The organism is Devosia sp., from assembly GCF_017744655.1.
GTDB lineage: Bacteria > Pseudomonadota > Alphaproteobacteria > Rhizobiales > Devosiaceae > Devosia.
On the sequence record NZ_JAGIAW010000001.1, the window covers coordinates 578,252 to 602,572 of the forward strand.

At 61.6% G+C, this 24,321-nt stretch carries 18 protein-coding genes; 15 read left to right on the plus strand and 3 right to left on the minus strand.

Annotated elements, in window-relative coordinates; translation table 11 throughout:
- The first annotated feature begins 56 nt into the window (after positions 1-56).
- From acs to J7557_RS02885, 6 genes are all read left to right on the plus strand, one after another.
- Complete coding sequence (gene acs / locus J7557_RS02860; protein ID WP_291417137.1) at positions 57-2,012, plus strand: acetate--CoA ligase; 1,956 nt, start codon at positions 57-59, stop codon at positions 2,010-2,012.
- Positions 2,013-2,289: 277 nt separating this feature from the next.
- Positions 2,290-3,327 carry a glycoside hydrolase family 3 N-terminal domain-containing protein gene (locus tag J7557_RS02865; RefSeq protein WP_291417139.1) on the plus strand — a complete coding sequence of 346 codons (1,038 nt, stop codon included), beginning with the start codon at positions 2,290-2,292 and terminating at the stop codon, positions 3,325-3,327.
- 98 nt (positions 3,328-3,425) lie between these two features.
- On the plus strand, positions 3,426-4,226 hold the full coding sequence (locus tag J7557_RS02870; RefSeq protein ID WP_291417141.1) for a UDP-2,3-diacylglucosamine diphosphatase: 801 nt from the start codon (positions 3,426-3,428) through the stop codon (positions 4,224-4,226).
- Positions 4,227-4,316: 90 nt separating this feature from the next.
- Positions 4,317-5,378 carry a glycosyltransferase family 1 protein gene (locus tag J7557_RS02875; protein ID WP_291417143.1) on the plus strand — a complete coding sequence of 354 codons (1,062 nt, stop codon included), beginning with the start codon at positions 4,317-4,319 and terminating at the stop codon, positions 5,376-5,378.
- Positions 5,379-5,501: 123 nt separating this feature from the next.
- On the plus strand, positions 5,502-6,713 hold the full coding sequence (locus J7557_RS02880; protein ID WP_291417145.1) for an MFS transporter: 1,212 nt from the start codon (positions 5,502-5,504) through the stop codon (positions 6,711-6,713).
- A 44-nt stretch (positions 6,714-6,757) separates the two neighbouring features.
- The gene (locus J7557_RS02885; RefSeq protein WP_291417147.1) at positions 6,758-7,942 is read left to right on the plus strand and encodes an MFS transporter; all 1,185 of its coding nucleotides are present in this window, start codon (positions 6,758-6,760) and stop codon (positions 7,940-7,942) included.
- 259 nt (positions 7,943-8,201) lie between these two features.
- On the opposite strand, the gene J7557_RS02890 is transcribed toward J7557_RS02885, so the two are convergent.
- Complete coding sequence (locus J7557_RS02890; protein WP_291417149.1) at positions 8,202-13,709, minus strand: hypothetical protein; 5,508 nt, start codon at positions 13,707-13,709, stop codon at positions 8,202-8,204.
- A 334-nt stretch (positions 13,710-14,043) separates the two neighbouring features.
- Between J7557_RS02890 and J7557_RS02895 the strand changes: the two genes are divergently transcribed.
- The 4 genes from J7557_RS02895 (at position 14,044) to J7557_RS02910 (ending at position 17,768) form a co-directional block, all read left to right on the plus strand.
- A complete protein-coding gene (locus J7557_RS02895) occupies positions 14,044-14,457 on the plus strand; it encodes an Hpt domain-containing protein (RefSeq protein ID WP_291417151.1) in 414 nt (137 codons plus the stop codon).
- A 31-nt stretch (positions 14,458-14,488) separates the two neighbouring features.
- Positions 14,489-14,857 (plus strand): YciI family protein, encoded by a 369-nt coding sequence (locus J7557_RS02900; RefSeq protein WP_291417153.1) that lies wholly within the window; start codon positions 14,489-14,491, stop codon positions 14,855-14,857.
- Positions 14,858-14,997: 140 nt separating this feature from the next.
- The gene (locus J7557_RS02905; protein WP_291417155.1) at positions 14,998-16,599 is read left to right on the plus strand and encodes a peptide chain release factor 3; all 1,602 of its coding nucleotides are present in this window, start codon (positions 14,998-15,000) and stop codon (positions 16,597-16,599) included.
- Positions 16,596-17,768, plus strand: a complete 1,173-nt coding sequence (locus tag J7557_RS02910; RefSeq protein ID WP_291417157.1) for an SAM-dependent methyltransferase — start codon at positions 16,596-16,598, stop codon at positions 17,766-17,768. The genes J7557_RS02905 and J7557_RS02910 overlap by 4 nt, the downstream gene beginning before the upstream one ends.
- On the opposite strand, the gene J7557_RS02915 is transcribed toward J7557_RS02910, so the two are convergent.
- The gene (locus J7557_RS02915) at positions 17,765-18,142 is read right to left on the minus strand and encodes a hypothetical protein (RefSeq protein WP_291417159.1); all 378 of its coding nucleotides are present in this window, start codon (positions 18,140-18,142) and stop codon (positions 17,765-17,767) included. The two genes, J7557_RS02910 and J7557_RS02915, sit on opposite strands and share 4 nt — an antisense overlap.
- Positions 18,143-18,274: 132 nt before the next feature.
- Between J7557_RS02915 and J7557_RS02920 the strand changes: the two genes are divergently transcribed.
- Positions 18,275-18,595 carry a 2Fe-2S iron-sulfur cluster-binding protein gene (locus tag J7557_RS02920; protein ID WP_035087455.1) on the plus strand — a complete coding sequence of 107 codons (321 nt, stop codon included), beginning with the start codon at positions 18,275-18,277 and terminating at the stop codon, positions 18,593-18,595.
- A gap of 181 nt (positions 18,596-18,776) precedes the next feature.
- On the opposite strand, the gene J7557_RS02925 is transcribed toward J7557_RS02920, so the two are convergent.
- On the minus strand, positions 18,777-19,205 hold the full coding sequence (locus tag J7557_RS02925; protein ID WP_291417162.1) for a hypothetical protein: 429 nt from the start codon (positions 19,203-19,205) through the stop codon (positions 18,777-18,779).
- A 238-nt stretch (positions 19,206-19,443) separates the two neighbouring features.
- On the opposite strand from J7557_RS02925, the gene cysG reads away from it, so the two are divergent.
- The 4 genes from cysG to J7557_RS02945 all read left to right on the plus strand — a co-directional run bounded on the left by cysG (position 19,444) and on the right by J7557_RS02945 (position 24,251).
- Positions 19,444-20,838, plus strand: a complete 1,395-nt coding sequence (cysG, locus tag J7557_RS02930; protein WP_291417164.1) for a siroheme synthase CysG — start codon at positions 19,444-19,446, stop codon at positions 20,836-20,838.
- Positions 20,835-21,164, plus strand: coding sequence for a DUF2849 domain-containing protein (locus J7557_RS02935; protein WP_291417166.1), 330 nt, complete (start codon positions 20,835-20,837; stop codon positions 21,162-21,164). The genes cysG and J7557_RS02935 overlap by 4 nt, the downstream gene beginning before the upstream one ends.
- Positions 21,151-22,809, plus strand: a complete 1,659-nt coding sequence (locus tag J7557_RS02940) for a nitrite/sulfite reductase (protein ID WP_291417168.1) — start codon at positions 21,151-21,153, stop codon at positions 22,807-22,809. The genes J7557_RS02935 and J7557_RS02940 overlap by 14 nt, the downstream gene beginning before the upstream one ends.
- Before the next feature lie 167 nt (positions 22,810-22,976).
- Positions 22,977-24,251, plus strand: a complete 1,275-nt coding sequence (locus J7557_RS02945) for a phosphoadenylyl-sulfate reductase (protein WP_291417170.1) — start codon at positions 22,977-22,979, stop codon at positions 24,249-24,251.
- Positions 24,252-24,321 lie beyond the last annotated feature (70 nt).

Consider the following 24,321-nt stretch of genomic DNA (forward strand, 5'->3'; position numbering starts at 1 on the left):
CGGCGGATAGATCGGCTCATTAGAACGGGTCCCGGGAGAGACCAGGGAGGATGACAATGAGCGAAGAGCTCTTGTTCCAGCCAAGTGCGGCCGCGATTGCACACACCCAGACGACGGGCGAGCAGTACGCTGCGCAATATGAGCGGTCATTCACAGATCCGAATGGATTCTGGGCAGAACAGGCCAAGCGCCTCGATTGGGTGACCTTTCCCAAGACCATCAAGAATACGACGTTCGAATATCCTGATGTGTCGATCAAGTGGTTTGAGGACGGGGTTCTGAACGTTGCCGCCAATTGCATCGACCGGCATCTGGCCGAGCACGGCGACGATATCGCGATCATCTGGGAGCCGGACAATCCGGCCGATGAGGCGGAATATATCAGCTATCGCAAGCTGCACGAGAAAGTGTGCCGCTGCGCCAATGTGCTGAAGTCGCTGGGCGTCAAAAAGGGCGACCGCGTCACCATCTATCTGCCGATGATTCCGCAGGCTGCCTATGCCATGCTCGCCTGCGCCCGCATCGGCGCGGTGCATTCGGTGGTTTTCGGCGGTTTTTCGCCGGACGCGCTGGCCGGCCGCATCAATGACTGCGATTCCGAGGTCGTCATCACGGCCGACGAAGGCCGTCGTGGCGGCAAGACCGTGCCGCTCAAGGCCAATGTCGACAAGGCGCTGCAGGATTGCCCCGGCGTGCGCAAGGTTCTCGTCGTGCACAATACCGGCGGCGATGTGCCGATGAAGGGTTCGCGCGACGTTTGGTGGCACGAGGCTGCCGCGGGTGTCGAGCCGTTCCACGAACCCGAGCCGATGAATGCGGAAGACCCGCTGTTTATCCTCTATACATCAGGTTCGACCGGCAAGCCCAAGGGCGTGCTCCATACCCAGGGCGGCTATCTCACCTATGCGTCGCTGACCCACGAAAAGACTTTTGACTACAAGCGTGGCGAAGTCTTCTGGTGCACGGCCGACGTTGGTTGGGTCACCGGGCACAGCTATATCGTCTATGGGCCGCTGGCCAATGGCGCGACGACGCTGATGTTCGAGGGCATTCCCTCTTGGCCTGATGCCAGCCGTTTCTGGCAGGTGGTCGAGCGCCACAAGGTCAATATCTTCCACACGGCTCCCACGGCCATTCGTGCGCTAATGGGGGCCGGTTCGGATTTCGTCGACAAGTTCGAAATGCCGAGCCTGCGCTTGTTGGGCACGGTGGGCGAGCCGATCAATCCCGAAGCCTGGCTCTGGTATTCCAAGCATGTGGGCAAGGATCGCTGCGGCATTGTCGACTGCTGGTGGCAGACGGAAACCGGCGGTCACATGATCGCCCCGTTCCCGGGCGCTTTCCCGGTCAAGCCGGGTTCGGCGACAAAGCCGTTCTTCGGCGTGCAGCCTGTCGTACTGTCGCCCGAAGGCGTAGTGCAAAGCCAGACCAAGGCCGAGGGCGTTCTTGCCATTGCCGATAGCTGGCCGGGGCAGATGCGCTCGATCTATGGTGATCACCAGCGCTTCATCGAGACCTATTTCACCCAGTACAAGGGCTACTATTTCACCGGCGACGGCTGCCGGCGCGATAGCGATGGCTACTATTGGATCACCGGCCGCGTCGACGACGTGCTCAACGTGTCCGGCCACCGGCTGGGCACGGCGGAAGTCGAAAGCGCACTCGTGGCGCATCCGAAAGTCAGCGAAGCGGCCGTGGTCGGCTATCCGCACGACATCAAGGGGCAGGGCATCTATTGCTATGTGACCCTGATGGCCGGCGAGAGCAGTTCTGACGAATTGCGGGCAGAGCTCAAGAGCTGGGTGCGCAAGGAAATCGGGCCGATTGCTACACCGGATCTGATCCAGTGGGCGCCGGGCTTGCCGAAGACCCGTTCGGGCAAGATCATGCGCCGTATTTTGCGAAAAGTGGCCGAGAACGATTTTGGGTCGCTGGGTGATACGTCGACGCTGGCCGATCCGGCTGTGGTCGATGACCTGATTGCGAACAGGCAAAACCGGGCCGCGGGCTGAGTTCTCTCGGATTTGCCACTACACACTATGCCCTCGGGTTTGCCCGGGGGCTTTTTCTTTCACCGCGTCATTCCCGCGAAAGCGGGAATCTCCATCTCGCGCTGCAAACAGAGATTCCCGCTTTCGCGGGAATGACACCGTGGGTGGGTCAGGCACTCCGATATCTCAGTCATTGTCTCGCCCGCTTTTCGTGGCCACTCTGCGCGACAGATTCGCCCGCCGGAGTCCCGTTTTGCGCCCGATATTCGCCGCTGCCTTCGCATGCCTTGCCTTTGCTATGCCCGTTCAAGCTGCCACGCTGGAGCAAATGGCGGGGCAGATGATCGTCATCGGCTTTGAAGGTGACAGCGCGGACGATACGAGCGTCAAGGCGCTGAGTGATGAGTTGGCGGCTGGCCGGCTCGGTGGCGTCATGTATCTCAAGAAGAATGTGGCCAATCTCGAAGCGGTTGCCGCCATGAACGCTGCCTTCCGTGCGGCCTCGCCGGACCTGCCGCCCTTCATCACGATCGACCAGGAAGGCGGCGCGGTCGAGCGGCTGACCAAGGATGTCGGTTTTACCGAGATCCCCAATGCTGCGACCATTGCCGCGCGCGATACGCCGGAAGAGGCAGAAGCGGTCTATGGCGACATGGCCAAGGGCATTGCGGCGCAGGGTTTTACCGTCAATTTCGGGCCGGTGGCCGATCTCAATACCAATCCCAACAATCAGGTGATTGCTAAGTTTGGCCGCGCCTATGGGGCCAATCCCGCCACCGTCATCGACTACGATCGCGCCTTCATCGAGGGCCATCACAAGGCAGGCCTCGCGACTGCGCTGAAGCATTTTCCGGGGCATGGATCGTCGACCGCAGATAGCCATGAAGGCTTTGTCGACATCACCAAGACCTGGTCGCCGGACGAGCTAAAACCCTATCAGGAGCTGATTTCCGAGGGTATCGTCGACATGGTCATGGTCGGCCATCTCTATCACGCCGACTATGCCGACGATGATGGTCAGACTCCATCCTCGCTGTCGGCGCGCTGGATCGACGGCGTGTTGCGCACCGATCTTGGCTTTGATGGCGTGGTCATCAGCGACGACCTCGAAATGGGCGCCATTCGCGATCATTTCACGCTCGAAGAGACGGTGGTCGAGGGCGTGAAGGCGGGGATGGACATCCTGCTCTTTTCCAACACTGCCTATCAGCGGCCGACGCTGTCGCGCGAGGTTCTGGATATTCTCGTCAAGCAGGCTGAAGCCGATCCTGACTTCGCTGCGCGGATCGAACAGAGCTACAACCGTATTGTTGCCCTGAAGCAGCGGCTGGAATAGCCGCAGCACGCGCTGGGCTTTCCACCTCTTTCTAACGAAGCCGGTTTCCTCCGTCGCGCTCCGAAGATAAAGTGCCGCAGTAACTTGGAGGCCGGGCAATGACGGATGACCGCGAGGTGCGGCGCGTAAGGGCGTTGTTCCTGTCCGACGTGCATCTGGGCATGAAGCCCACCCGGGTGAAGCAGCTTATCGAATTTTTGCGCCTGCATGACGCCGAGACCATTTATCTGGTCGGCGACATTCTCGATGGCTGGCGGCTGGCCAAGGCCTGGCACTGGCCGGAAGACTATAATGTCCTGACGCAGATACTGCTCGACAAGGCGACGGCCGGCACGCGGGTCATCTATCTGCCGGGCAATCACGACGAATTCCTGCGCGAATATCTCGGCACCTATTTCGGTGAGATCGAGCTTGTGGATCGCACGATCCATACGTCGGCGACCGGGCGGACCTATCTCGTCATCCACGGCGACCAGTTCGATGTGGTGGTGATGAACGCCAAATGGCTCGCTCATGTAGGGGATTGGGCCTACAACTTTGCGCTTCGCGTGAACATTGCCATCAACTGGGTGCGGCGTCGGCTGGGGCTGCAATATTGGTCGCTCAGTGCCTGGGCGAAGCAGAAGGTGAAGAACGCCGTCTCGGTCATTGGGCGCTTCGAAGAGGCGCTGGTGCATGAGGCCAAGGAGTCGGGTGTCCACGGCGTCATCTGCGGGCACATCCACTTTGCCGACATGCATGATCGCCTGGGCATCCACTACATCAATACCGGCGATTGGGTCGAAAGCTGCACGGCCGTGGCCGAGAATCACGATGGCGAGTTCGAACTCATCAAGTGGACCGAGATGGTGGTGGGCGAACCGCGCCGGGCGAAAATCCGGCGTCCGGTAACGGAATAGGCTGTCGCCGCTCCGTCGCATTATCGTCATGGCAACGCAAATTGGCGGGAGCAGGCTGAACTGGCCTGAACTCAGCCACGCGGTGCCGCCATGGCCAATACCGTTTCATTTCGGTCATCCCGTCGCATTGTCATCGTCACCGATGCCTGGCGCCCACAGATCAACGGCGTCGTCCGCACGCTCGAAAGCGTCGGCAAGGTTTTGCGCGAGTGGGGACATAGCGTTGATTATCTGACGCCGGAGGCATTCTGGACCGTGCCGGTGCCGACCTATCCAGAAATTCGTTTGTCATTGGCTTCGCGCCGGGCCGTGTTCCACCGGCTGGCGCATTCGCGGGCGCATCACATTCATATCGCGACCGAAGGCCCGCTGGGGCTGCTTGCCCGGCAATATTGCATCGAGCGCGGCAAGGGCTTCTCGACGAGTTTTCACACGCGCTTTCCCGAATATGTCTCGGCGCGCCTGCCGGTGCCGCAGGACTGGAGTTATGGGTATCTGCGCTGGTTCCACGAGCCCGCCGGCAATACGCTGGTGCCAACGCCATCGCTGCGCGATGACCTTGCCGCGCGTGATTTTAAGCATTTAAGGCTGTGGGGGCGTGGCGTGGACATGGAGCGCTTCCAACCCGGCAAGTCAGATGTTTTTGCCCATCTTCCGGGACCGCATCTGCTCTATGTGGGCCGGGTGGCCGCAGAGAAGAATATCGAAGCGTTTCTGGCGCTTGATGTCCCGGGAACGAAGATCGTCGTGGGCGATGGCCCGGATCGCGTCCGGCTCGAGAAGCTGCATCCTGATGTGATGTTCTGCGGGTATCGCCACGGTGACGCGCTAGTGGAAGCCTATCAGGGTGCTGATGTCTTTGTGTTCCCGAGCCGCACGGACACGTTTGGCAATGTGATGACCGAGGCGCTGGCTTGTGGCACGCCCGTCGCCGCCTATCCGGTGACCGGCCCCAAGGACATTCTGACGGACGGCCGAGCAGGGGCCCTGCACGCGGACCTTTCCGTGGCAGTGCGGCGGGCGCTGATGCTCGACCGGCGCGATGCGTCGGCGCATGCTCAGAATTTCACCTGGGCCGCCAGCGCGCGGCAGTTTCTCGATGGCCTCGTGCCTGCGACGGTGCGGTTGCCGCAACTGGCGGAAGCGATCTAGGCGTACCCGAAAGGACGCACCGCTTTAGAACGTTGCAGCTTGCCGCCATTTGGGTCTTGCATTGTGTGACACTGCAAGGCACCAAGGGGCCCGGGGCGCTGATTTGCGCCCGGAGTCTTTTCCATGTCTTCCGTTCTGTCGCGCCTCGATACACCCGAGGCGCGTGCATCGCTTTATCAATTCACCGTCTATCTTCCGGGCGCCGTGGCGTCGGTTTTTCTCGGCATCTGGTTGAGCCTGCATGGCATACCTGCCGACCAGATTGGCCTGATCAACGCGCTGCCCATGCTGGGCTTGCTGCTTCTCAACATGGTTATCGGCCGCATAGCCGACCGCGCGGATGACTGGCGCACCGCCATCATTTCCATTTCGCTGGTTTCCGCGGTCATTCCTTTCGCGCTTTATTTCATGAGCGAGTTCTGGGGCATCCTGCTCATCTGGGCGCTGACGGCCATGTCCAATGGCTTGGTTCCGCCGATCATCGACGCAGCGACGGTGCGCATGACCAAGCGCAACGGCACGGATTTCGGCGCCGTGCGCGCCTGGGCGACGATCGGCTATGTGGTCGGCGCTGCCGGAATTGGTGGGCTCCTCACTGTTGTCGGGCCGGGCGCCTTCGTGACGCTCTATATCGCCATGACGGTGATCCGCGCCGTGCTCGGTTTTCTCCTGCCGCGCTTTCGGGCGCCGGCGCAGGAAGCGACCCTCGCCAATGTGCCGCAGGGCGCGCCGCTGCAGCGGGTCAAGCTGCGCGATTCGCTAAAGCCCTGGTTCGTGCTGCCGCTCGTCGCCTTTGCGCTGGTCAATGCCAGCAATGCGGTGATGGGTAGCTTTGGCGCGCTGCTCTGGCACCAGCAGGGGGTTCCCGATCATTTCCTCGGCCCGCTGCTCGGCATTGCCGCTGTGGGTGAGGCAGTGCTGATGTTCGCCTGGCGCCGCTTCGGTGGACGGGTGACGGCGCGCAACATGATCCTCGTCGCCTGCATGGCGGGGCTGCTCCGCTTCACTGTGCTCGCCTTCGCGCCGCCAGTGCAGGCGTTGTTCTTCCTGCAATTGCTGCATGCCTTCAGTTTTGGCATGGGCTATTTCGGGGTCGTGCATTTCATCGCCAACTGGACGCATGAATCCAACGCTGCCGAAGCGCAGGGTTTTGCCAATATGCTCAACCAGGGCGCGGCCATGGTCATGCTGGTCACGTTCGGTTGGCTGGTGGAATGGTTCGGGTCGCACGCCTTCTTTGCTTCGACCGTGACCTGCTCCGTCGGTATTGTCTGCGTATTGATTTCACTGCGTATGCGTCCACCCAAGGATGCGACGCGGCCAGCCGTTTCCTGACGCGGGCACCCCGCCCGCCTTTCTCGTTTCCTCGGATTGCTTGAATGAGCCAGATGCCTGCCGGCCGCGTGACGCCCGAAATGCGCACTTCGGCCTTTTATGCGAGCTTCTTTACGGGCAGCGGCGCCGCCGTGATGTTTCTGCCGATCTGGCTTTCGGGCAAGGGTATCACGCCCGAGCAGATCGGCCTCATCAACGCCGTGCCCATCGCCATGATCCTGCTGTTTAACCTGGTGATCGGGCGCGTGGCCGACCGGGCCAAGGATTGGCGGCAGGTCATCGTCATCGGGGCGCTGATCGGCGGCATCGTCCCCATCGGCCTTTTCTTCGTCAACGAGTTCTGGGGCATTTTGCTTTTTTGGACACTGGTCTGCCTTCCCGGCGGCGCCGTCGGGCCGGTGCTCGATGCGGCGGCCATGCGGCTGGCGCGGCGCAATGGTAGCGATTTTGGCGTGATGCGGGCCTGGGGCACGGTGGGCTACATGGTCTTCAACGGGCTCACCGGCTATCTCGTCGTCTGGTTCGGTGCCGATGTCTTCGTGCCGCTCTTTGTCGGCCTTGCCATATTGCGCGCTCTGGTGGCGCTGCAATTGCCTGCTTTCCGGGCGCCGGCCGAGGAAAAGACGGTGAAGGCTGCCACCTCGGCTCCGGCCGCTCGCCTGCGCGACATTGCCAAGCCATGGTTCCTGCTGCCGCTGTTCGGCTTCTGCATGGTCTTCGGCACGCATTTCATTCTCAACGCCTTTGCCTCGCTGCTCTGGAAGGAGCAGGGCATTTCCGAAGATGTCATCGGGCCGCTGATCGCGCTGGGGGCAGCGTCGGAAGCGGCGATGATGTTTTTGTGGAAGCGGTTCGGCGGCGGGATTTCGGCCCGCGTCGTGATCCTGATTTCGGCCATCGCGTCGGCGCTGCGCTGGTTTGCCATGGGTTTTGAGCCCGGCATCGGCTTCCTCGTGGCGCTGCAATTGACTCACGGCATCACCTTCGCTCTGGGCTATATGGGCTGCGTGCATTTCATCGCCAATTGGACGAGCGAGGACATCGCGGCCGAAACGCAGAGCCTCTATGTCGTCGGGCAGCAATTGCTGTCCATCATTGCGGTGATCGGCTTTGGCTGGCTCGTCAAGGATATGGGCGCAGGGGCCTATTTCGTGGCCGCGGCCCTGGCGCTGCTGGGCGGATTCTGTGTGTGGCTGTCGCTGCGGCTGATGCCGGCGCAGGGGAAGTAGTTCCACTGTCACCCCGGCGAAACCGGGAGCGTTTGCTTGAACTGTCAGTCCACCACGGCGTCATTCCCGCGAAAGCGGGAATCTCTGTTTCTTCGCAGGGGATTCCCGCTTTCGCGGGAATGACGCGGTGATGGGGGACTGAGGTTGGTCAAAGAGAAAAGACTGCAGATGCGTTCGGAGTGAACGCTCTTATTCTTCATGGCATCAAAACAAAAAAGCCCCGGATCGCTCCGGGGCTTTTGTGTCTCTTTGCCTTGCCTTAGCTCAGGCGGCCGCTCGCATGGGCGAGGGTGGTGTAGACCTTGCCGCGATCCGAGAGCAGGTATTCGCGGGTTTCGGCAGCAGGACGCGGGCCGGCGGCGGCGCGCTTCAGCAGTTGTTCGAAATCGCTCATATAGGCCTGCGCGGTGCGGGCGAATTCCGGATCGCGCTGCAGGCGCTTGCGGACTTCGTCATAGGTTCCCTGGCCGGTCAGCGAATAGATGCGGCGCGAGAACACGTTGGATTCGCCGGCCTGATAGCGAGCCCAGGCATCGGCCAGGGCGTTGTCGTCGATGGCGTTGGCGATTTCCTCGGTCAGCGTGGAAAGACCCTGGGTCGGCTGGCCGGCCTGGCTGGCCGAAGCGTTGCGCAGCACGTCGCGCAGCCAACCGCCTTCACCGGCTTCGGCTTCCTGACGCTGCGGCGCGGGAGCTGCCTGACGGGCGACCGGAGCAGGCTGTGGCTGCTGGACAGGAGCCGGGGCCGGCTGCTGAGCCTGAACGGCTGGACGGGCAGGGGCGCGGGCCGGTTCTGCCGGGCGAGCCGTGGTGCGGATCGGATCGACGAGAGTCTGCGTGGCAGGCTCAGGGCGATAGGTTTCCGGCTCCGGCTGGCGCGGCGGCTGATAAGGAGCCGGTTCGGGCTGGCGGGGAGCCGCAGCGCGCGGCTGGCTGCCGCGGCGGTCGGTGAGGTCGTGGGTTGCCGGCTGGTTGCGCACGATGGCGTTGAGTTCGGACAGGGCCTCGATCTGCTCGGCAACGACGCGGCGCATGGCGGCGGCGCTGGCGCGAGTTTCCTCGGGCAGCTCGTTGACGCCACGAGCCAGTTCAGCGCGCGTCGATTCCAGTTCGTGACCAACTTCGCGGGCCGTTTCGCGCATCGCGCGAGCGGTCTCTGCAAAGCGCTGGGTCGCTTCCTCGATTGCCTGCTGCATTTCGCCGGCAAGACGGCGCTGGGCCTCCTGCAGGGCGGCATTGGTGCGGCGGCTTTCGCCGTCGGCCGTCTCGCGGAAATCGCCCAGACGGGTGGAGACCTCTTCGGTCGTCTGGTCGAGCGTCTGGCGGAAGGTCGAGGTCGACTGGTCGATGGCCTGGCGCAGCTGGCTGGTATTGGCAGCGATGGTGTTACGCACCGAGCTGGTCGTGTCGGTGATCGTGTCGGCCAGCGAGCTCGTGGTCGAGGTCAGGACATCGGTCACGCTGCCAGCGGTCGAGGCGAGCAGGTCGCTGACGCGGTTGGCATTGTCCTCGAGGTTGGCATTGACCTGCTCGGCCTGTGCAGCGAGGGCGGCGCGGACCGAAGACGAGGTCTGGCTGAGGGCGGCAGCCGCTGCTTCGGCGGCGCGCTGGACTGCGTTGTCGACCTGCGAGGTGCGCTCGTTGAGCGTCGTCGTGAAGCGCTCATTGGTGACATAGAGCGCGTCGTTGACGCTGGTCGTGGCGTTGTTGAGGGCTTCGGCAACGTTGTTGCTGGTCGAGCTCAGTGCCTCGTCCATGGCGCGGCGAGCGGCGATCATGCGGCGTTCGGTATCGTTGACCGTGTCGGCAATCGACTGGGCGAACATGCGCATGCGGCCGTCGATGTCGTCGGCGCGGGTGGTGAAGCTGGCGGCCAGCGCATCCATTGCACCGCGACGCTCTTCGAGCGAGTCGAGCGCATTGGAGCTGGTCGCCTCGAGGGCGCGCGAGGCCTGGGACATGCTGACGACTTCGACGTCGAGCTTGCCGAGGATTTCGGCGAATTCGCCCACCATGGCCTGAATGGTGTTCTGGAGCGCGCCGACATGGCGGCTGACCATGACGCCGGCTTCTTCGGTCTGGCCCATGGCGTCGCGCATGGTGCCGGCATAATTGGCCGTCTGCTGGGCGATCGAGGTTTCGAGGGTCGCCAGGTTCGTGGTCGAAGCATCGAGCACGCGCTGAAGCAGCAGATTGGAGTCGTTGAGCTTGTTGAGCGCAGAGGTGACGTCGGTGAGGATCCGGCTCGAGGAGACGGACATGATTTCCTCGGCATCGCGGGCATTGCCGGCGAGGGCCTCACGCAGCAGATTGCCGTGGCTGCGCAGGGCCGATTGCAGCTCGTCCGACTTCTGATCGACGAGAGCGGCAAACTGCGAGGTGTGGCCTTCGACCGACTGGTTGATCTCGCTGAGGCGCTGTTCGATCGAATCGACGGTCTGGACCGCCTTGACCGAAACGATCTGGTCGATCGAGCCGGCGGCGATGCGGATCTGGTCGAGCGCGGTGCGGACGGCGGAGTCCATGCGATCGGCCGTCGCGGCCACGTCGGAAGAGATCGCGTGGGTGGCGGCGGTGATGCGCGTCGAGATGGTTTCCTCGATGCGGTCGGCGCCGGCTTCGAGATCGGCCATGGATTGGGTGATCGAGGTGTTGATGGACGCGTTGAGCGCCGCGAGGCGTTCCGCCGTGATGTCGGCGCGGGCCGTAATAGCTTCGGGCAGGCTGCCGAGGCGCTTGTCGACGAGATCGACCATGGAATTGCGGGCGGCTTCGACGCCGGTTTCCACGATCTGCGTCGCTTTACGCACGTTCTCGTCGAAGCTGGCGCTGGCCGCGTCGATGCGCGAGGTGACGCCGGTCTGGGCTTCGTCGACACGCGACAGGGCCGAGTTGAGCTTTTCGGTCATCGCCATGCCGATTTCGGCAACCTTGCCGGCAACCGTGGCGGACATGTCGCCCAGGCGGCCTGCCATGGTCTCGGAAACCGTGCGCAGCGATGCGTCGATGGATTCGCGGGCCGAGGCGCTGTGCTGGTCGAGCGTCTGGGCCAGTTCGGCTGTGTGCAGGCCGACGGTCTCGCCCATGGAGCTGGTCTGGGTCGACAGCATGTCGGAGAGGGCTTCGGTGCGCGCGGCAAGTGCGTTCGAAAGCTGGAGGGTGCGCGTGCCAACGGCGGCGGCCAGTTCCTGCGTGCGGGTGTCGAGCGTCTCGGTGAGCTCGCTGGTGCGACGATCGAAGGATGCGTTGAGTTCGCTGGTGCGTGTATCGAGGGCACCGGCCATGGCCGCAGTGCGAGCGTCGAGATCGCCGACGAAGCGGCCTGCGCGTTCCTCGATGGCGGCAGCAAACTGGTTCTGCTTCTCGTCGAGGGTCGAGGCAAGGGTCTGCGTGCGCTCTTCGAGCTGGCCGGACAGGGCGCCCGTGCGGCTTTCGATTTCGAGCGACAGCGTATTGGTGCGCTCGGATAGCGTATCGGCGAGGCGTTGGGTACGGCCGGCAATGGCCTGATCGAAGGCCTGGGTGCTGGTCGTGAGCGTCTGGCCCAGTTCCTGCGAGCGAACGCGAATGGCTTCGCTGAGTTCGGTGCTGCGGCCGGCAAGCGTCTGCTCGATGGCTTCGGCGCCCGAGGCGATAGCCTGGCTGATTTCGCCGACGCGGCCCTCGAGATTGAGATCGATCGTCTGCGCATAGGAATCGAGACGGTTCGCCAGTTCATGCGAACGGCTGTTCAACACGTCATCGATACGGCCGGTGCGGCTATCGAGGTCGGCATTGAGCGCCTGGGCATAGGTATCGAGGCGACCGGCCAATTGCTCGGCGCGATTGTTCAGCACGTCGTCGATGCGGCCGGTGCGGATGTCGAGATCGACATTGAGTGTCTGGGCATAGGAGTCGAGGCGGCTCGCGAGCTGCTCGGAACGGCCGGAAAGGACGCTGTCGATGCGGCCGGTCTGGGTGTCGAGCGTCTCGGTGAGCGTTTCGGCATAGGTGTCGAGGCGCTCGGAGATTTCGCGGGTGCGGTTGGAGAGGCTTTCGGTGATTGCGGCGGCCTTGGCGCCGATCACTTCGTTCATCTCGCGGGTACGATCGCTGACGATGTCGTTGAAGCGGCCGGATTCTTCGTTGAGCGCCATTTCGAGCACGTTGGCACGGGTGGCAAAGCTGGTGCCGTGCTGGTCGAGACGGGAAAGCAGGCTGTCACCCTTATCGCCGATGACGCTGTCGAGGGCCGAAAGGCGCTGGTCGAGGAGGCCAGTGATTTCGCCGAGGCGTGCATCGAACTGGCCAAGCGAATCCTGACCCGCGGTCGAAACGGTGATGCGGGCACGCTCGGCGGTATCGTCGAGGGCGCCGTTGATCTCGATGAGCGCCGTCTGCAGGCGGCTCTCGAGCGAGTTGAGCTGGATTGAAACCGATTCATCGAGCTGGCGTGACAGGCCGCCAAGCATGGCCTCGGCATCGCGAGCGCGGCTCGAAACGTCTTCACCGATGCGAGTGCCGAGATATTCGAGCGCCTTGGTGACGATGTCGCCGCGTTCACCAAGCTGATCGACGATCTTGCTGCCACTGATAGCGAGCAGGTTGGCAAGGGCGTCGGTCTTGTCCTCGATGGAGGCCGTCAGCATGACGGTCTGGCTATCGAGGGTATTGCCGATGGAGCCGGCGCGGCTATCGAGCGCTTCGGTGAGGGTGTCGATGTGGCGTTCGATGGCCGCGGTGAAGGCCGCGGTCCGGCTGTCAAAATTGCTGGTGACGCGGGCGGCGCTATCTTCGACGACGCCGGCGGTTCGATCTGCGGTGCTGTCGAGCGCGGCAAGGAAATCGGTGGTACGGTTGTCCATCAACTGCGCGAAATTCTCCGAGCGTTCGGAGAAGGCGGCGTTGAGGGCTTCGCCACCGCTTTCGAGGGCGCGGGAGAGATTGCCGCCGCTTTCGGTGATGGTGCCGGCAATGCGCTGGCTGATCATATCGAGATCGAAGACGAGGCCGGTATGGCTCTCGGTGATCGCCTCGCGCACGCGCTCGGTATTGGTGAGCACGCTTTCGCGCTGGCTCGCGAGTTCGGCGATCAGCGCACGCATGCGCGATTCATTGTCGGAATAGGTGCGTTCGAGCGCGGTGACCTCGTTGTGGATCATCACTTCGAGCTCGCCGGCGCGGGAGAGGGCGCGTTCGAGACCATCGCCCAGCGCATTGACCTCGCGGCGCACGGCCTGACCGACCGAGGCGACCTTGTCTGATGCGGTAACTTCCGGCTCGGCGAGGCGAATGGCGGCCTGCGTGATCGAGGAGGCGGCATTGCGCAGGTCCTGCGCGCGACGGATCAAGGTCGCGACAGCAAAGAAACCAAGGACGGGCAGGACGACGATCGCCACCACGGCGACGAATTCGATACTGCCGGCAAACTGGGCGAAATTGGCCATTTCCGGGCCATAGCGCAGCACGGCGGCGGTGCCGGCAACGGCAACCCATAGAATAGAGAGAACGGTGGCAAGCCAGGTCGGGGTCGCAGACGAGCGGTTCTGCAGACCATAGAGCAGGCGCGCTGCGGAGGCACGATCATCATTGGCCACGGCGCCGGCCTGTTGCGCGATCTTGTCGGCGGCACGGAGCCGTTCCGAACGCGGCTGGGCCGGCTCAGGCTTCTTTTCGGCCTTCGGTCGGGTCGTCGGATCGAGGCTGAACACCGATTCCTTGAGCGCGTCTTCTACCGCTGAAAAAGCCAACGCGGCCGGATCGTTCTGGGTGTTCTGATTGTTGGCCATACTCTCTACAACTCTCGCGTCCGCACTCTAGCGACAAAGCGGGCTTCTGGAAGAGACTAGCCTCGACCCCTTTAAGGGGCCGTGGTCAAATCGGAACAATTCGATGCAAATGCACCTCGTTCCAGACCCCTCCGCCGCCGCACGCTGGCTCACCGTTCACTATTACATTCAATTTGATGCAATCCGAACAATTTCCTAGCGAAAGGTTAATTTTCGCGTGGAAACGGGGGACATGAAACCGCAAACCAAGGCGAAGTTGGGGCTTAACGGCCCGTTCATGCGGCCGCTCTAGGGTTGTACCCAAGCGAAAGTTCTCTCGCCCCTGCGGGAGGACATGTACGGAGTATTCGACATGGCCCCCGGCGGCACTGCTGTCAAAGCGGAACCCCATTCCGATATACCCACCCGGCCAAAGCGGCCAGTCGACCTTGTGCATCTCGCTAAGCAGTGCTTGGGGGACGAAGCGCTTGAACTCGAAGTGCTGCGCCTCTTCGATACGACGCTCAAGGACTATTTCGGCAGGTTGAAACTGGCGTCCAGCTTCGACGATCTGTCTCTGGTACTACATTCGATCAAGGGCGCCGCCGGGGGTGTTGGCGCCTGGGCTGTCGCGGACCTCGCCAAGGTCATGGAACATGAAATCCGTAGTGGGCGTCCGCTGACCCACGAGCGCATCGAAGATCTTGGACTTGCTGTCGAAGATGTGCGCAGCTTCATTGGCCGCATGGTGGCTAACGAAGCCGTTTGATCCGCCGTGGCTGCGCAACGCGAAAGGGTTCATGATGGTTGAGATCACCGACGAATTCATGAAAGCGATGCTGGGCAAGTCGCGCACCTATACCGCACTACTGCTGCGCACCACGGCCAAGTACAAACCCGATGCGCCCCCGGATTCCGAGCAAAGGCGAATAATCTGGGAGCATGGGCGGCGCAATTTCCAGCTGCGAGAGAGCGGCGTGATGCCGATCGTCGGTCCCCTTCTGAAGCCTCCTTATGCAGGGCTCGCCATATTTGTCGTGTCGGCGGAAGAGACGAAAGAGATCATGCAAGGTGACCCCGCGGTCATTGCGGGTTATTTCGAGTTTGAAATACTACCCTGGAGAAGTTTCCCCGGAGACCTGCTGACCGACCCAAGATTTGACGTTTAGTGCGTTGCAGCCTGTCCAGGCGACCGCCTTGATATGGAGCGGTCGTTTGACCGCGCGGTTGCCAGATTCTATAGAGCGCCCCATATGACGTTTTCAGTCGGGCCGCTTTTGAGGCTCCGGCCTAGCCATCAGCAGTTTCCATGTCCGCTATTTCCGCTGCCGAGGTTTCTCCTCGGTCTCATACCGAACCGTTCCGTACCCGCCGTACCTTTGCGATCATTTCGCACCCGGACGCCGGCAAGACGACGCTGACCGAGCGGTTGCTGTCGGCTGCGGGTGCTATCCAGCAGGCTGGCGCTGTGCGCGGTAAGTCGGGGCAGCGCTCGACGCGGTCGGACTGGATGGAAATGGAACAGCAGCGCGGCATTTCCATTTCGTCCTCGGTGATGACGTTCGAGTTCGACGGGCTCACCATGAACCTGCTCGATACGCCCGGTCACTCGGACTTTTCCGAAGATACTTACCGCACGCTGACGGCTGTGGATGCGGCGATCATGGTCATCGACGCGGCCAAGGGCATTGAAAGCCAAACCCTAAAACTGTTCGAAGTTTGCCGCCTGCGTGACATTCCGATTATTACCTTCATCAACAAGGTTGACCGCGAGGGCCTGGCGCCGCTCGATCTGATCGATGAAATTCAGGGCAAGCTGGCGCTCGACCTGACGCCGGTGCTTTGGCCGATCGGGCAGGGTGTTGATTTCAAGGGTTACATCGACCTTCTCGAAAAGCGCGTGGTGACGCCGCAGGGCAAGACGCTGGCCGAGTTTGACGCCATCGACGATCTGCTCGAGGTGGAAAGCCTCGTCGATGATCCGGTGTTCATGACGGCGCTCGAAACGCTGGAACTGGCGCGGGCGATGTTGCCGGACTTTGATCTTAAAGTGTTTCACGAGGGCCATATGAGCCCAGTGCTGTTCGGGTCGGCACTCAAGGGTATTGGTGTCGCTGAACTGCTGCGCACGCTTGGTGATTGGGGCCCGGAGCCGAGGCCGCAACCGGCACTGCCGGCGCCGATCTCGCCGGATGAAAAGAAGGTTTCCGGTTTTGTGTTCAAGGTTCAGGCGAATATGGACGCCAATCACCGCGACCGCATCGCCTTTGTCCGGCTCTGTTCGGGCACGTTTACCCGCGGTATGCGCCTCAAAAACGTACGCTCGGGCAAGGATATGGCTGTGGCTAATCCGATGTTCTTCTTCGGTAACAATCGCGAGTTGGCCGAAGAGGCAGTAGCTGGCGATATCGTTGGCATTCCCAATCACGGTACGCTGTCGGTTGGCGATACGCTGACCGAAGGCGCGACGATCAATGTCACCGGCATTCCGAACTTTGCGCCCGAAATCATCCGCCGTGTGCGACTGACGGATGCGATGAAAACTAAGCAGATGTCCAAGGCGCTTTCGGATCTCGCCGAGGAAGGCGTTACGCAGGTGTTCCGTCGTATGGTCGGTGCGGACTGGATCGTGGGCGTTGTGGGCCAGTTGCAGCTGGAAGTTCTCGCTAGCCGCGTTGCCAAGGAATATGGCGTGCCGATTACCTTTGAGCCCATGGGTTTTGAGGTGGCGCGCTGGGTCGAGAGCGACGATCCCGATGAGCTGAAGCGCTTTATTACGGCGCAGAAGACCAATATGGCTGAGGACCGCGCCGATGCGCCGGTTTTCCTGGCGCAGAATGCGTGGTGGGCGGATCGGGCCAAGCAGGATTGGCCGAAGATCAAGTTTCTCACCACCAAGGAACGGCATTGAGCGCGCCCGATCGCATAGAGGAATTTGTCCTCGCGTTGCAGACCGGCTTTATCGACGGGTCGATCACCAAGCTCAAGCTCGGCGGCTATCATGGTCCCGAGGCTGACTTGAAGAGTGTCGAAGCGCGCAAGGTGACGATCAAGGCCGGCGAGCGGCTGAGTTTTGTGTTTCGCTACAAGACGCGGGACATAACCAAGAATCTCGTTATCGACGAAGCCATGAGCTTCGTGCGTGATGGGCTTCTCAATGAATTCCGCAGCGCCCGGCTGGAGACCACGGATTTCGATCTGCAGTTTGAGCGGCAGGGCGACAAGATCAGGCTGAAGAAGACCGAGGTTGCCGGGCGCGAGGCCGTTCAGGGTGGGCATGACCGGACCAAGAACCGGCCGCTGACATCTGGTGACAAGGTCTGGATGCAGGCGCTTGGCATCTCTGGCGCTGATGGCAAGGTGCTGGCTGCCTCGCAGGATAAGTTTCGACAAATCAACAAGATGGTCGAGATTTTTGCGCCTTTGATTCAGGAGCTTTCTACCAAGAAGCCACGCATTGTCGATATGGGCGCGGGCAAGGGCTATCTTGATTTCGCGCTGTTCGACTATCTGAAATCCGAGGGCAAGGATGCCGAGGTGATCGGTGTCGAGATGCGGCCAAAGCTGGTTGAGGATGGCAATAAGCTAGCCGAGAAGAGTGGGTTTGGAGCCCTGAGTTTCGTGCCGGCCTCGATCCTCGACTATGACGCCAGCGGCGCTGATGCCGTTATTGCGCTCCACGCCTGCGATACCGCGACGGACGATGCCATCTTCAAGGGCATTTCATCGGGCGCCGAACTGATCGCCGTGGCGCCGTGCTGCCACAAGCAGGTGCGGCGGCAGATGGAGGCGGGGTCTTCGGACAACCGGCTCGATTTCCTGCTGCGCCATGGCACGTTTATGGAGAAGCAGGCCGAGATGGTCACTGATGGGCTGCGGGCGCTGCTGCTCGAGGCCTCGGGCTATCGCACCAAGGTTTTTGAGTTTGTCTCGGACGCCCATACCCCCAAGAACAATCTGATTGTTGCGCAGAAGGGCAAGGCCGGTTCACGTGAGGCGGCGCTGAAGCGTATCGCTGAGGTGAAGGCCATGTTCGGCATCGAGAAGCACTATCTCGAAAACCTTTTGGGCCTGAACTAGGCTTTGGGCGGGGTGACCGTCACGAAGGATAGCGGCACGCGGTTGGACGTCTGCTGCGGTCCTTCCCATTCCCACGGATCGTAGAAAACGCCGGTACGGCCGTCATAGAGCATGAAATGGTCGTCCATGACGTGGACGATCGCCATTTCGCTGATGTCGTCCCAACCTGCTGCGGCCGTGATTTCTCCAAGCTGCCAGCCGAGCCCCGCGAGAACGGGCCGCAGTTCGCCCCAATTGGTCTGGTGATGCGCTTTGCCGGTCCAGTCGAAGAGATCGGCGATTTCGTCATAGGGCTTTCCCGTCAGCATCTGCAGCGTGACGACACCGCAGCCGTCTTCCCTTGGTCGCTGGGTATGGAAGGCGATGTCGGTCATAGCGGTGTCCTCTTCTTCATCCCAAACGTGCGCAGCCATGCTGCCAGTCGCAAGCGTCCATGCCCAAGCGCGACTTCCTAACCGGGCAGTGGAGGTCTATATCCCATTGGCACAGCAAGCCAAAAAAGACCTATGACCAAAATCACTTTTGTTACGCCGAGCGGCGAACGCATTGAAACCGAAGCGGAAAACGGTGCCACCGTGATGGAAACGGCCATCATCAACGGTATTCCGGGCATTGTCGCCGAATGCGGCGGCGCCTGCACCTGCGCCACCTGCCATGTCTATGTGGAAGAAGATTGGCGCGAGACCGTGGGCGGCCCCTCGATGATGGAAGAAGACATGCTCGATTTCGCCTTCGACGTGAAGGATTCGAGCAGGCTGTCATGCCAGATCAAGGTTCGGGACAATCTCGACGGTCTCGTGCTGCACGTGCCGACGCGCCAGGGGTGATCTTTCTTCCTTTCCTTCTCCCCTTGAGGGAGAAGGTGGCGCGTAGCGCCGGATGAGGGGTATTCCGCCGCCATTGCCGACTCCTCTGCGGAGGAGGGAACCCCTCACCCTGGATTTTCGCTTAACGCGAAAATCCTGTCCCTCTCCCTCAAGGGGCGAGGGTAGGCAGGAGCCGGGCGATCTATTCGCAGCGCCGATAGACGAAGGGCATGCCCCAGTCGGCGTCCGTCTCTGGAACTGTGTCGTAGAGATAGAACGTGTCTGGATTGATCCAGATGGCGAAGAAGATGGGGCCGCCGGCTATCGGCTCCCATCGCGCGCCGACTTGATCCGGGACGAGTTCCATTGCGGCGTCGGCTTCGACGTCGCGCGGGCCGAGATAGAAGATGTGCGTCTCGTTCGCGGCCTCGATGCGGACGGGCAGGGTGCAGATGGCGTAGTCTGTGTCGCGCGTGCCGACTTCCATGGTCGGCATGCTGACTGACCAGGCGCCGACATAGGGCGCGGATTTGCCCGCCTCGACCTCCGCCGACGCCGCTGGCTTGGGCAAAGGTGTCAGGGCAAAAGCTGCGGTCGTGCCTAGGCCTGTGGCCACGACCAAAAGCCGCAAAAAATTCTCCACAGATGCCGAATTTCGCACGGCAAATTCTCGGCGATCAGGCCGATTTCTCCCGCTGCTTTGCGTGGAACGGCAGGCCTCAGGATTTTTTTGCCCGACTTTGCTTTGCCAGTCTGGTGTCATTCTAAGGTGGCCTTCCCAAGGGAAATATAAAAGCGATTGAATTTCAACGCCTTGCTCCAATCCCCGGCGTTGGAATATTTTGCCTCATCGTTGGAATAGGACTGTTATGACTCGCCTCAACACATTCCCGTTGAGTTTCAAGGTCAAGGGCAAGCGCATTATGATCGTCGGCGGTACCGACGAGGCCCTGAACAAAGTCCGATTGGTCGCAAAGACGACTGCTTCAATAGAGATTTACGCAAGGCAGATTGAAACCGTTTTTTCCGGTTTTGACGTGACCGTGTTCGAGCGTCCGCTGACCGCAGAAGATGTATCCGGCGTCGCGCTGGTTTTCGTGGCCGATGAAGGCCCGGACGGGCAGCTTGCCATGGCCGAGGCTCGCCGGCTGAACATTCCGCTCAATGTCGTCGACGTTCCCGCCGAATGCGATTTCTACACGCCGTCCATCGTCGATCGTGCGCCGCTGACGGTGGCGATTTCGACCGAGGGCGATGCGCCGGTGCTAGCGCGGTTGGTGCGGGCGCAGATAGAAGCGCTGCTGGCGCCGGGGCTCGGCAAGATTGCTGGTCTCGCGGGCAGCTTGCGCCACAAGGTTGAAAGCTTGATCCACGATGGTGCCGCCCGTAGGCGCTATTATGAGGATTTGGTCTCTTCTTCGTCCGTTGAGCGGGCCATCGAAGAGGGCCGCGGCGGGGCCGAAGCGGAAAAGCTGTTGGCGAGCCATGTCGAGAATGGCGTGGGGCAGGGTGTGGTCTGGCTGATTGGCGCCGGCCCTGGTGCCGCCGATCTTCTTACCCTTCGCGCGCAGCGCCTGCTGCAACAGGCCGATGTCATCGTGCACGACCAGCTTGTGCCCGCCGAAGTCGTCGAGATGGGTCGCCGCGACGCCGAGCAGATTTGCGTCGGCAAGGCCAAGGGCCATCATTCCTTCAGCCAGGCTCAGATCAATACGCTGATCGTGCGGCTGGCGAGCGAGGGCAAGAAGGTCGCGCGGCTCAAGTCGGGCGATCCGATGATCTTTGGGCGCGCCGGCGAAGAGATCGAGGCTCTGCGCAAGGCTGGCGTCGAATACCAGATCGTGCCGGGCGTGAGCGCGGCGCTGGCTGCCGCGGCCGATACGGCTACGCCCGTAACCTTGCGAAAAGTGTCGAGCGGACTTGTTGTTGCCACGGCGCATGGTGCCGATGATAGCGAGCTGGCGCACTGGGCTGCGCTGGCCGAAACCGGCCTGACGCTGGCGCTCTATATGGGCAAATCGATTGCTGCCGAAACGGCGGGACGGCTGGTGGCGCTGGGCGCCGCGGTTGATCTGCCGGTGGGCATTGTTGTGAATGCGGGGCGGCCGGAAAGCCGATCCTATGCGGGTAATTTGGGTGATCTCGCGCGTGGCGCGGTCGAGTTCGATGATGGTCCGGCCGTCATCCTGATCGGTCGGGCCGTGGCGCATGGCGAATGGGTTGAGGCCGTCGCCAGGAATGCAGAAAGTTTCAAAGTAGCATGAGCAAGGAAATTCTCACCGGCAACGAGCTCACCTCGGGGGCGGCGGTCTACCTGTCGGCCACTGGCGAGTGGGTAGAGCCGCTGCAGTCGGCGCGTCTCTTCTCCAAGGAAGAAGTTGCCGAGCGCGATGCCGCGTTGGCCGCGACCAAGGCCGGCGGCCGTGTCATCAGCCTTGAAATCGAGGAAGTCGACGAGGTGGACGGCCAGATCGTTCCCAAGCGCCTTCGCGAACGTATTCGTGCGGCAGGCCCCACCGCGCCGCTTACTCTCAATGGGCAGGCTTACGACCGCCAGCATCTGGGTGAGGACGGTCATGTATCGATATGATGAATTTGACGCCGCGTTTGTCGCGGGTCGCACGGCGCAGTTTGCCGATCAGGTGAAGCGTCGCCTTTCGGGCGAGCTGACGGAAGACCAGTTCCGCCCGCTTCGGCTGATGAACGGGCTCTATCTGCAGCTCCACGCCTATATGCTGCGTGTCGCCGTGCCCTATGGCACGCTGTCTAGCCGGCAGATGCGCAAGCTTGCCCATATCGCCCGGGTCTATGACCGCGGCTATGGCCATTTCACCACGCGCCAGAACATCCAATACAACTGGCCCAAGCTGAAGGACATTCCCGTCATTCTCGACGAACTGGCCTCGGTCGAAATGCACGCCATCCAGACCTCGGGCAATTGCATCCGCAATGTCACGACGGACCAGTTTGCCGGCGCCGCTGCCGACGAGATCATCGATCCGCGTCCGGTCGCCGAAATCCTGCGCCAGTGGTCGAGCCTGCATCCCGAATTTTCGTACCTGCCGCGAAAATTCAAGATCGCCATCACCGGTGCGTCGCATGACCGCGCGGCCATCCGTTTTCACGATATCGGCCTCCAGGCTGCGGTGAATGCGGCTGGCGAAATCGGCTGGGAAGTCTGGGTTGGCGGCGGGCTCGGCCGTACGCCGATGATCGCCAAGCTGATCAATAGCTTTGTGCCCAATGAGCACCTGCTGGCTTATCTCGAAAGCATCATGCGCGTTTACAACCGCTATGGTCGCCGGGACAACAAGTACAAGGCACGCATCAAGATTCTGGTGCACGAAGAAGGTCTTGAGACGATCAAGGGCCAGGTCGAAGCCGAATTCGCCGAAGTTCGCGGCGGTGTGCTCACCCTGCCGAGCGAAGAAGTCGACCGCATTAGCGCCTATTTCGCGCTGCCCGATTTTGCTCCGCAGAGCCTGACCAAGATCGATGTGGCCTATGAGTCCATTCTCGATGCTGCCTATGGCCGCTGGCTCGATAACAATATCAATGCCCACGCCCAGCCGGGCTATGCTTCGGTGACGGTGTCGCTGAAACCCGTCGGCGGCGCGCCGGGCGACGCGACGCATACGCAGATGGAAGTCGTTGCCGACCTCGCTGAAAAGTATTCGTATGACGAGCTGCGCGTGACCCATGAGCAGAACTTGGTTCTGCCCCACGTGGCGCTGGCCGATCTTCGCGCCGTTTTCGATGCGCTGGTGGCTGCCGAGCTTGCCGAAGGCAACAATAACCTCATCACCGACATGATCTGCTGCCCGGGCCTCGATTTCTGCGCCCTGGCTAATGCCCGTTCGATCCCGATCGCGCAGGAAATTTCCAGGAAGTTTGCCGAGCCAGCACGCCAGAAGGAAATCGGCGAGCTGAAGATCAAGATTTCCGGCTGCATCAATGCCTGTGGGCACCACCATGTGGGGCACATCGGCATTCTGGGCGTCGAGAAGAAGGGCGGCGAGCTCTATCAGATCACGCTGGGTGGTGACGCCACCGAGCATGCTTCGGTCGGCAAAATCATCGGGCCGGGCTTTGAGGCCGAGAACGTGCCGGGTGCCATTGAAAAGCTGGTCGATTTCTACATCGCCCAGCGTCAGGGCACTGATGAGACTTTCATTCAAGCCTATCGGCGTCTTGGGGAAGCGCCCTTTAAGGAGGCCCTCTATGGAACGGCTTGACGCTCTTCACCTCTCCCTTTGGGGGAGAGGTCGGCGCGCAGCGCCGGGTGAGGGGGCCTTTTCATGGTCTGGTGCGTGGGAAAGGTCCCCTCACCCGACCCAACAGGGTCGACCTCTCCCCCTAGGGAGAGGTGGCGCTGCCGCGCCGGCTATCTCGGAGTATTCCTATGGGACTGCCTAAACTCGCTCCCGCCCAGGCGGCACACGACAAGCTGAAGGCGCTGGGTATCCTGGCGCTCAACGGCATGTTCGACGAAATGGACGCGCTGAGCGTGCTCCGTTACGCCGTCAGTGATGTGCTGCCGGGCGATCTTGCCATCGTCTCGTCCTTCGGGGCGGACTCGGCGGTGCTGCTGCACATGGTGGCGCAGGTCGACCCCAGCATGCCGGTCTATTTCCTCGAGACTGGTAAGCACTTCCGGGAAACGCTTGACTACGTCGAGACGCTGAAGAAGCAGCTCGGCCTCATCAATGTCCATGCCATCCACCCCAACGCGGATGATGTGAAGCGCTTCGATCCTAATGGCGATCTCTGGGAAACCGATCCCGATTCCTGCTGCCATATCCGCAAGACCGAGCCGCTTGAGCCGGTGACGGAGCAGTATGGTGGCTGGGTGACCGGCCGCAAGCGCTACCAGACCACGGAACGCGGCGTGCTGCCGCATTTCGAGCTGACGAGCGATGATCGCATCAAGGTCAATCCGCTGGCCTATTTCTCCGATGCCGATGTCATCGAATATCGCCAGAAGCACAACTTGCCCGAGCATCCGCTCTATGCCAAAGGCTACAAGTCCATTGGTTGTGCGCCTTGCACCTCGATTGTTGCCGAGGGTGAGGATCCGCGCGCCGGACGGTGGCGCGGCCTCAACAAGAAGGAATGCGGCATCCATTATGACTTCAGTGGAGCGATCGCCAATCCGATGACTGCCGCAGCCCGCCACACCCTCTGGAAAGACGGGGCTTTTATTGCCGATCCCTTCAGGGAATGGGTCGAAGGCACCGCGCCGTCCGAAGCCCGGTACACCCACGTGCCGCTGCCGGAGTTTCTGGCTAATCGCGCCGATTATCTGGCAAGCCAGCACCCTCTTGGGCTCCTGGTTTCGCCCGGCGAGAAGATCGAAGATGTGGTCGATGATCTTTCTCGATTTGCTTCGATTGCCATCAAGTTCCCTGCGTTCAGTGATGGTCGCGGCTATTCGACGGCGCGCCTGCTCGTGGAGCGTTTCAAATATGCCGGTGAAATCAGGGCTGTAGGCGATGTCCTTCAGGATCAGATTCCGCATATGCGTCGCTGCGGTTTCAATGCGCTCGTCGTTACCCACGAGCCGAGTCGCCAGGCGCTGATCGAAAACCGTCTGCCGGAAATGGCCTTGTTCTACCAGCCTGTGGGCGTCACCGAAGTACCGCTTGGTACTCGCCCCTTCCTTCGTCGCGTCTCCTAGGATAAGTGGAGCGCGTTAGTCGCCTTTAATCGGGCAAAGCCGGGGGCGCTGGTGACAGCGGCAGTTCCCA

What these genes read in the sequence shown, in the direction of transcription:
- acs (WP_291417137.1), top strand. Translation starts at nt 57, where the DNA reads ATGAGCGAAGAGCTCTTGTTCCAGCCAAGTGCGGCCGCGATTGCACAC.
- J7557_RS02865 (WP_291417139.1), top strand. Translation starts at nt 2,290, where the DNA reads ATGCCCGTTCAAGCTGCCACGCTGGAGCAAATGGCGGGGCAGATGATC.
- J7557_RS02870 (WP_291417141.1), top strand. Translation starts at nt 3,426, where the DNA reads ATGACGGATGACCGCGAGGTGCGGCGCGTAAGGGCGTTGTTCCTGTCC.
- J7557_RS02875 (WP_291417143.1), top strand. Translation starts at nt 4,317, where the DNA reads ATGGCCAATACCGTTTCATTTCGGTCATCCCGTCGCATTGTCATCGTC.
- J7557_RS02880 (WP_291417145.1), top strand. Translation starts at nt 5,502, where the DNA reads ATGTCTTCCGTTCTGTCGCGCCTCGATACACCCGAGGCGCGTGCATCG.
- J7557_RS02885 (WP_291417147.1), top strand. Translation starts at nt 6,758, where the DNA reads ATGAGCCAGATGCCTGCCGGCCGCGTGACGCCCGAAATGCGCACTTCG.
- J7557_RS02890 (WP_291417149.1), bottom strand. Translation starts at nt 13,709, where the DNA reads ATGGCCAACAATCAGAACACCCAGAACGATCCGGCCGCGTTGGCTTTT.
- J7557_RS02895 (WP_291417151.1), top strand. Translation starts at nt 14,044, where the DNA reads ATGTACGGAGTATTCGACATGGCCCCCGGCGGCACTGCTGTCAAAGCG.
- J7557_RS02900 (WP_291417153.1), top strand. Translation starts at nt 14,489, where the DNA reads ATGATGGTTGAGATCACCGACGAATTCATGAAAGCGATGCTGGGCAAG.
- J7557_RS02905 (WP_291417155.1), top strand. Translation starts at nt 14,998, where the DNA reads ATGTCCGCTATTTCCGCTGCCGAGGTTTCTCCTCGGTCTCATACCGAA.
- J7557_RS02915 (WP_291417159.1), bottom strand. Translation starts at nt 18,142, where the DNA reads ATGACCGACATCGCCTTCCATACCCAGCGACCAAGGGAAGACGGCTGC.
- J7557_RS02920 (WP_035087455.1), top strand. Translation starts at nt 18,275, where the DNA reads ATGACCAAAATCACTTTTGTTACGCCGAGCGGCGAACGCATTGAAACC.
- cysG (WP_291417164.1), top strand. Translation starts at nt 19,444, where the DNA reads ATGACTCGCCTCAACACATTCCCGTTGAGTTTCAAGGTCAAGGGCAAG.
- J7557_RS02935 (WP_291417166.1), top strand. Translation starts at nt 20,835, where the DNA reads ATGAGCAAGGAAATTCTCACCGGCAACGAGCTCACCTCGGGGGCGGCG.
- J7557_RS02940 (WP_291417168.1), top strand. Translation starts at nt 21,151, where the DNA reads ATGTATCGATATGATGAATTTGACGCCGCGTTTGTCGCGGGTCGCACG.
- J7557_RS02945 (WP_291417170.1), top strand. Translation starts at nt 22,977, where the DNA reads ATGGGACTGCCTAAACTCGCTCCCGCCCAGGCGGCACACGACAAGCTG.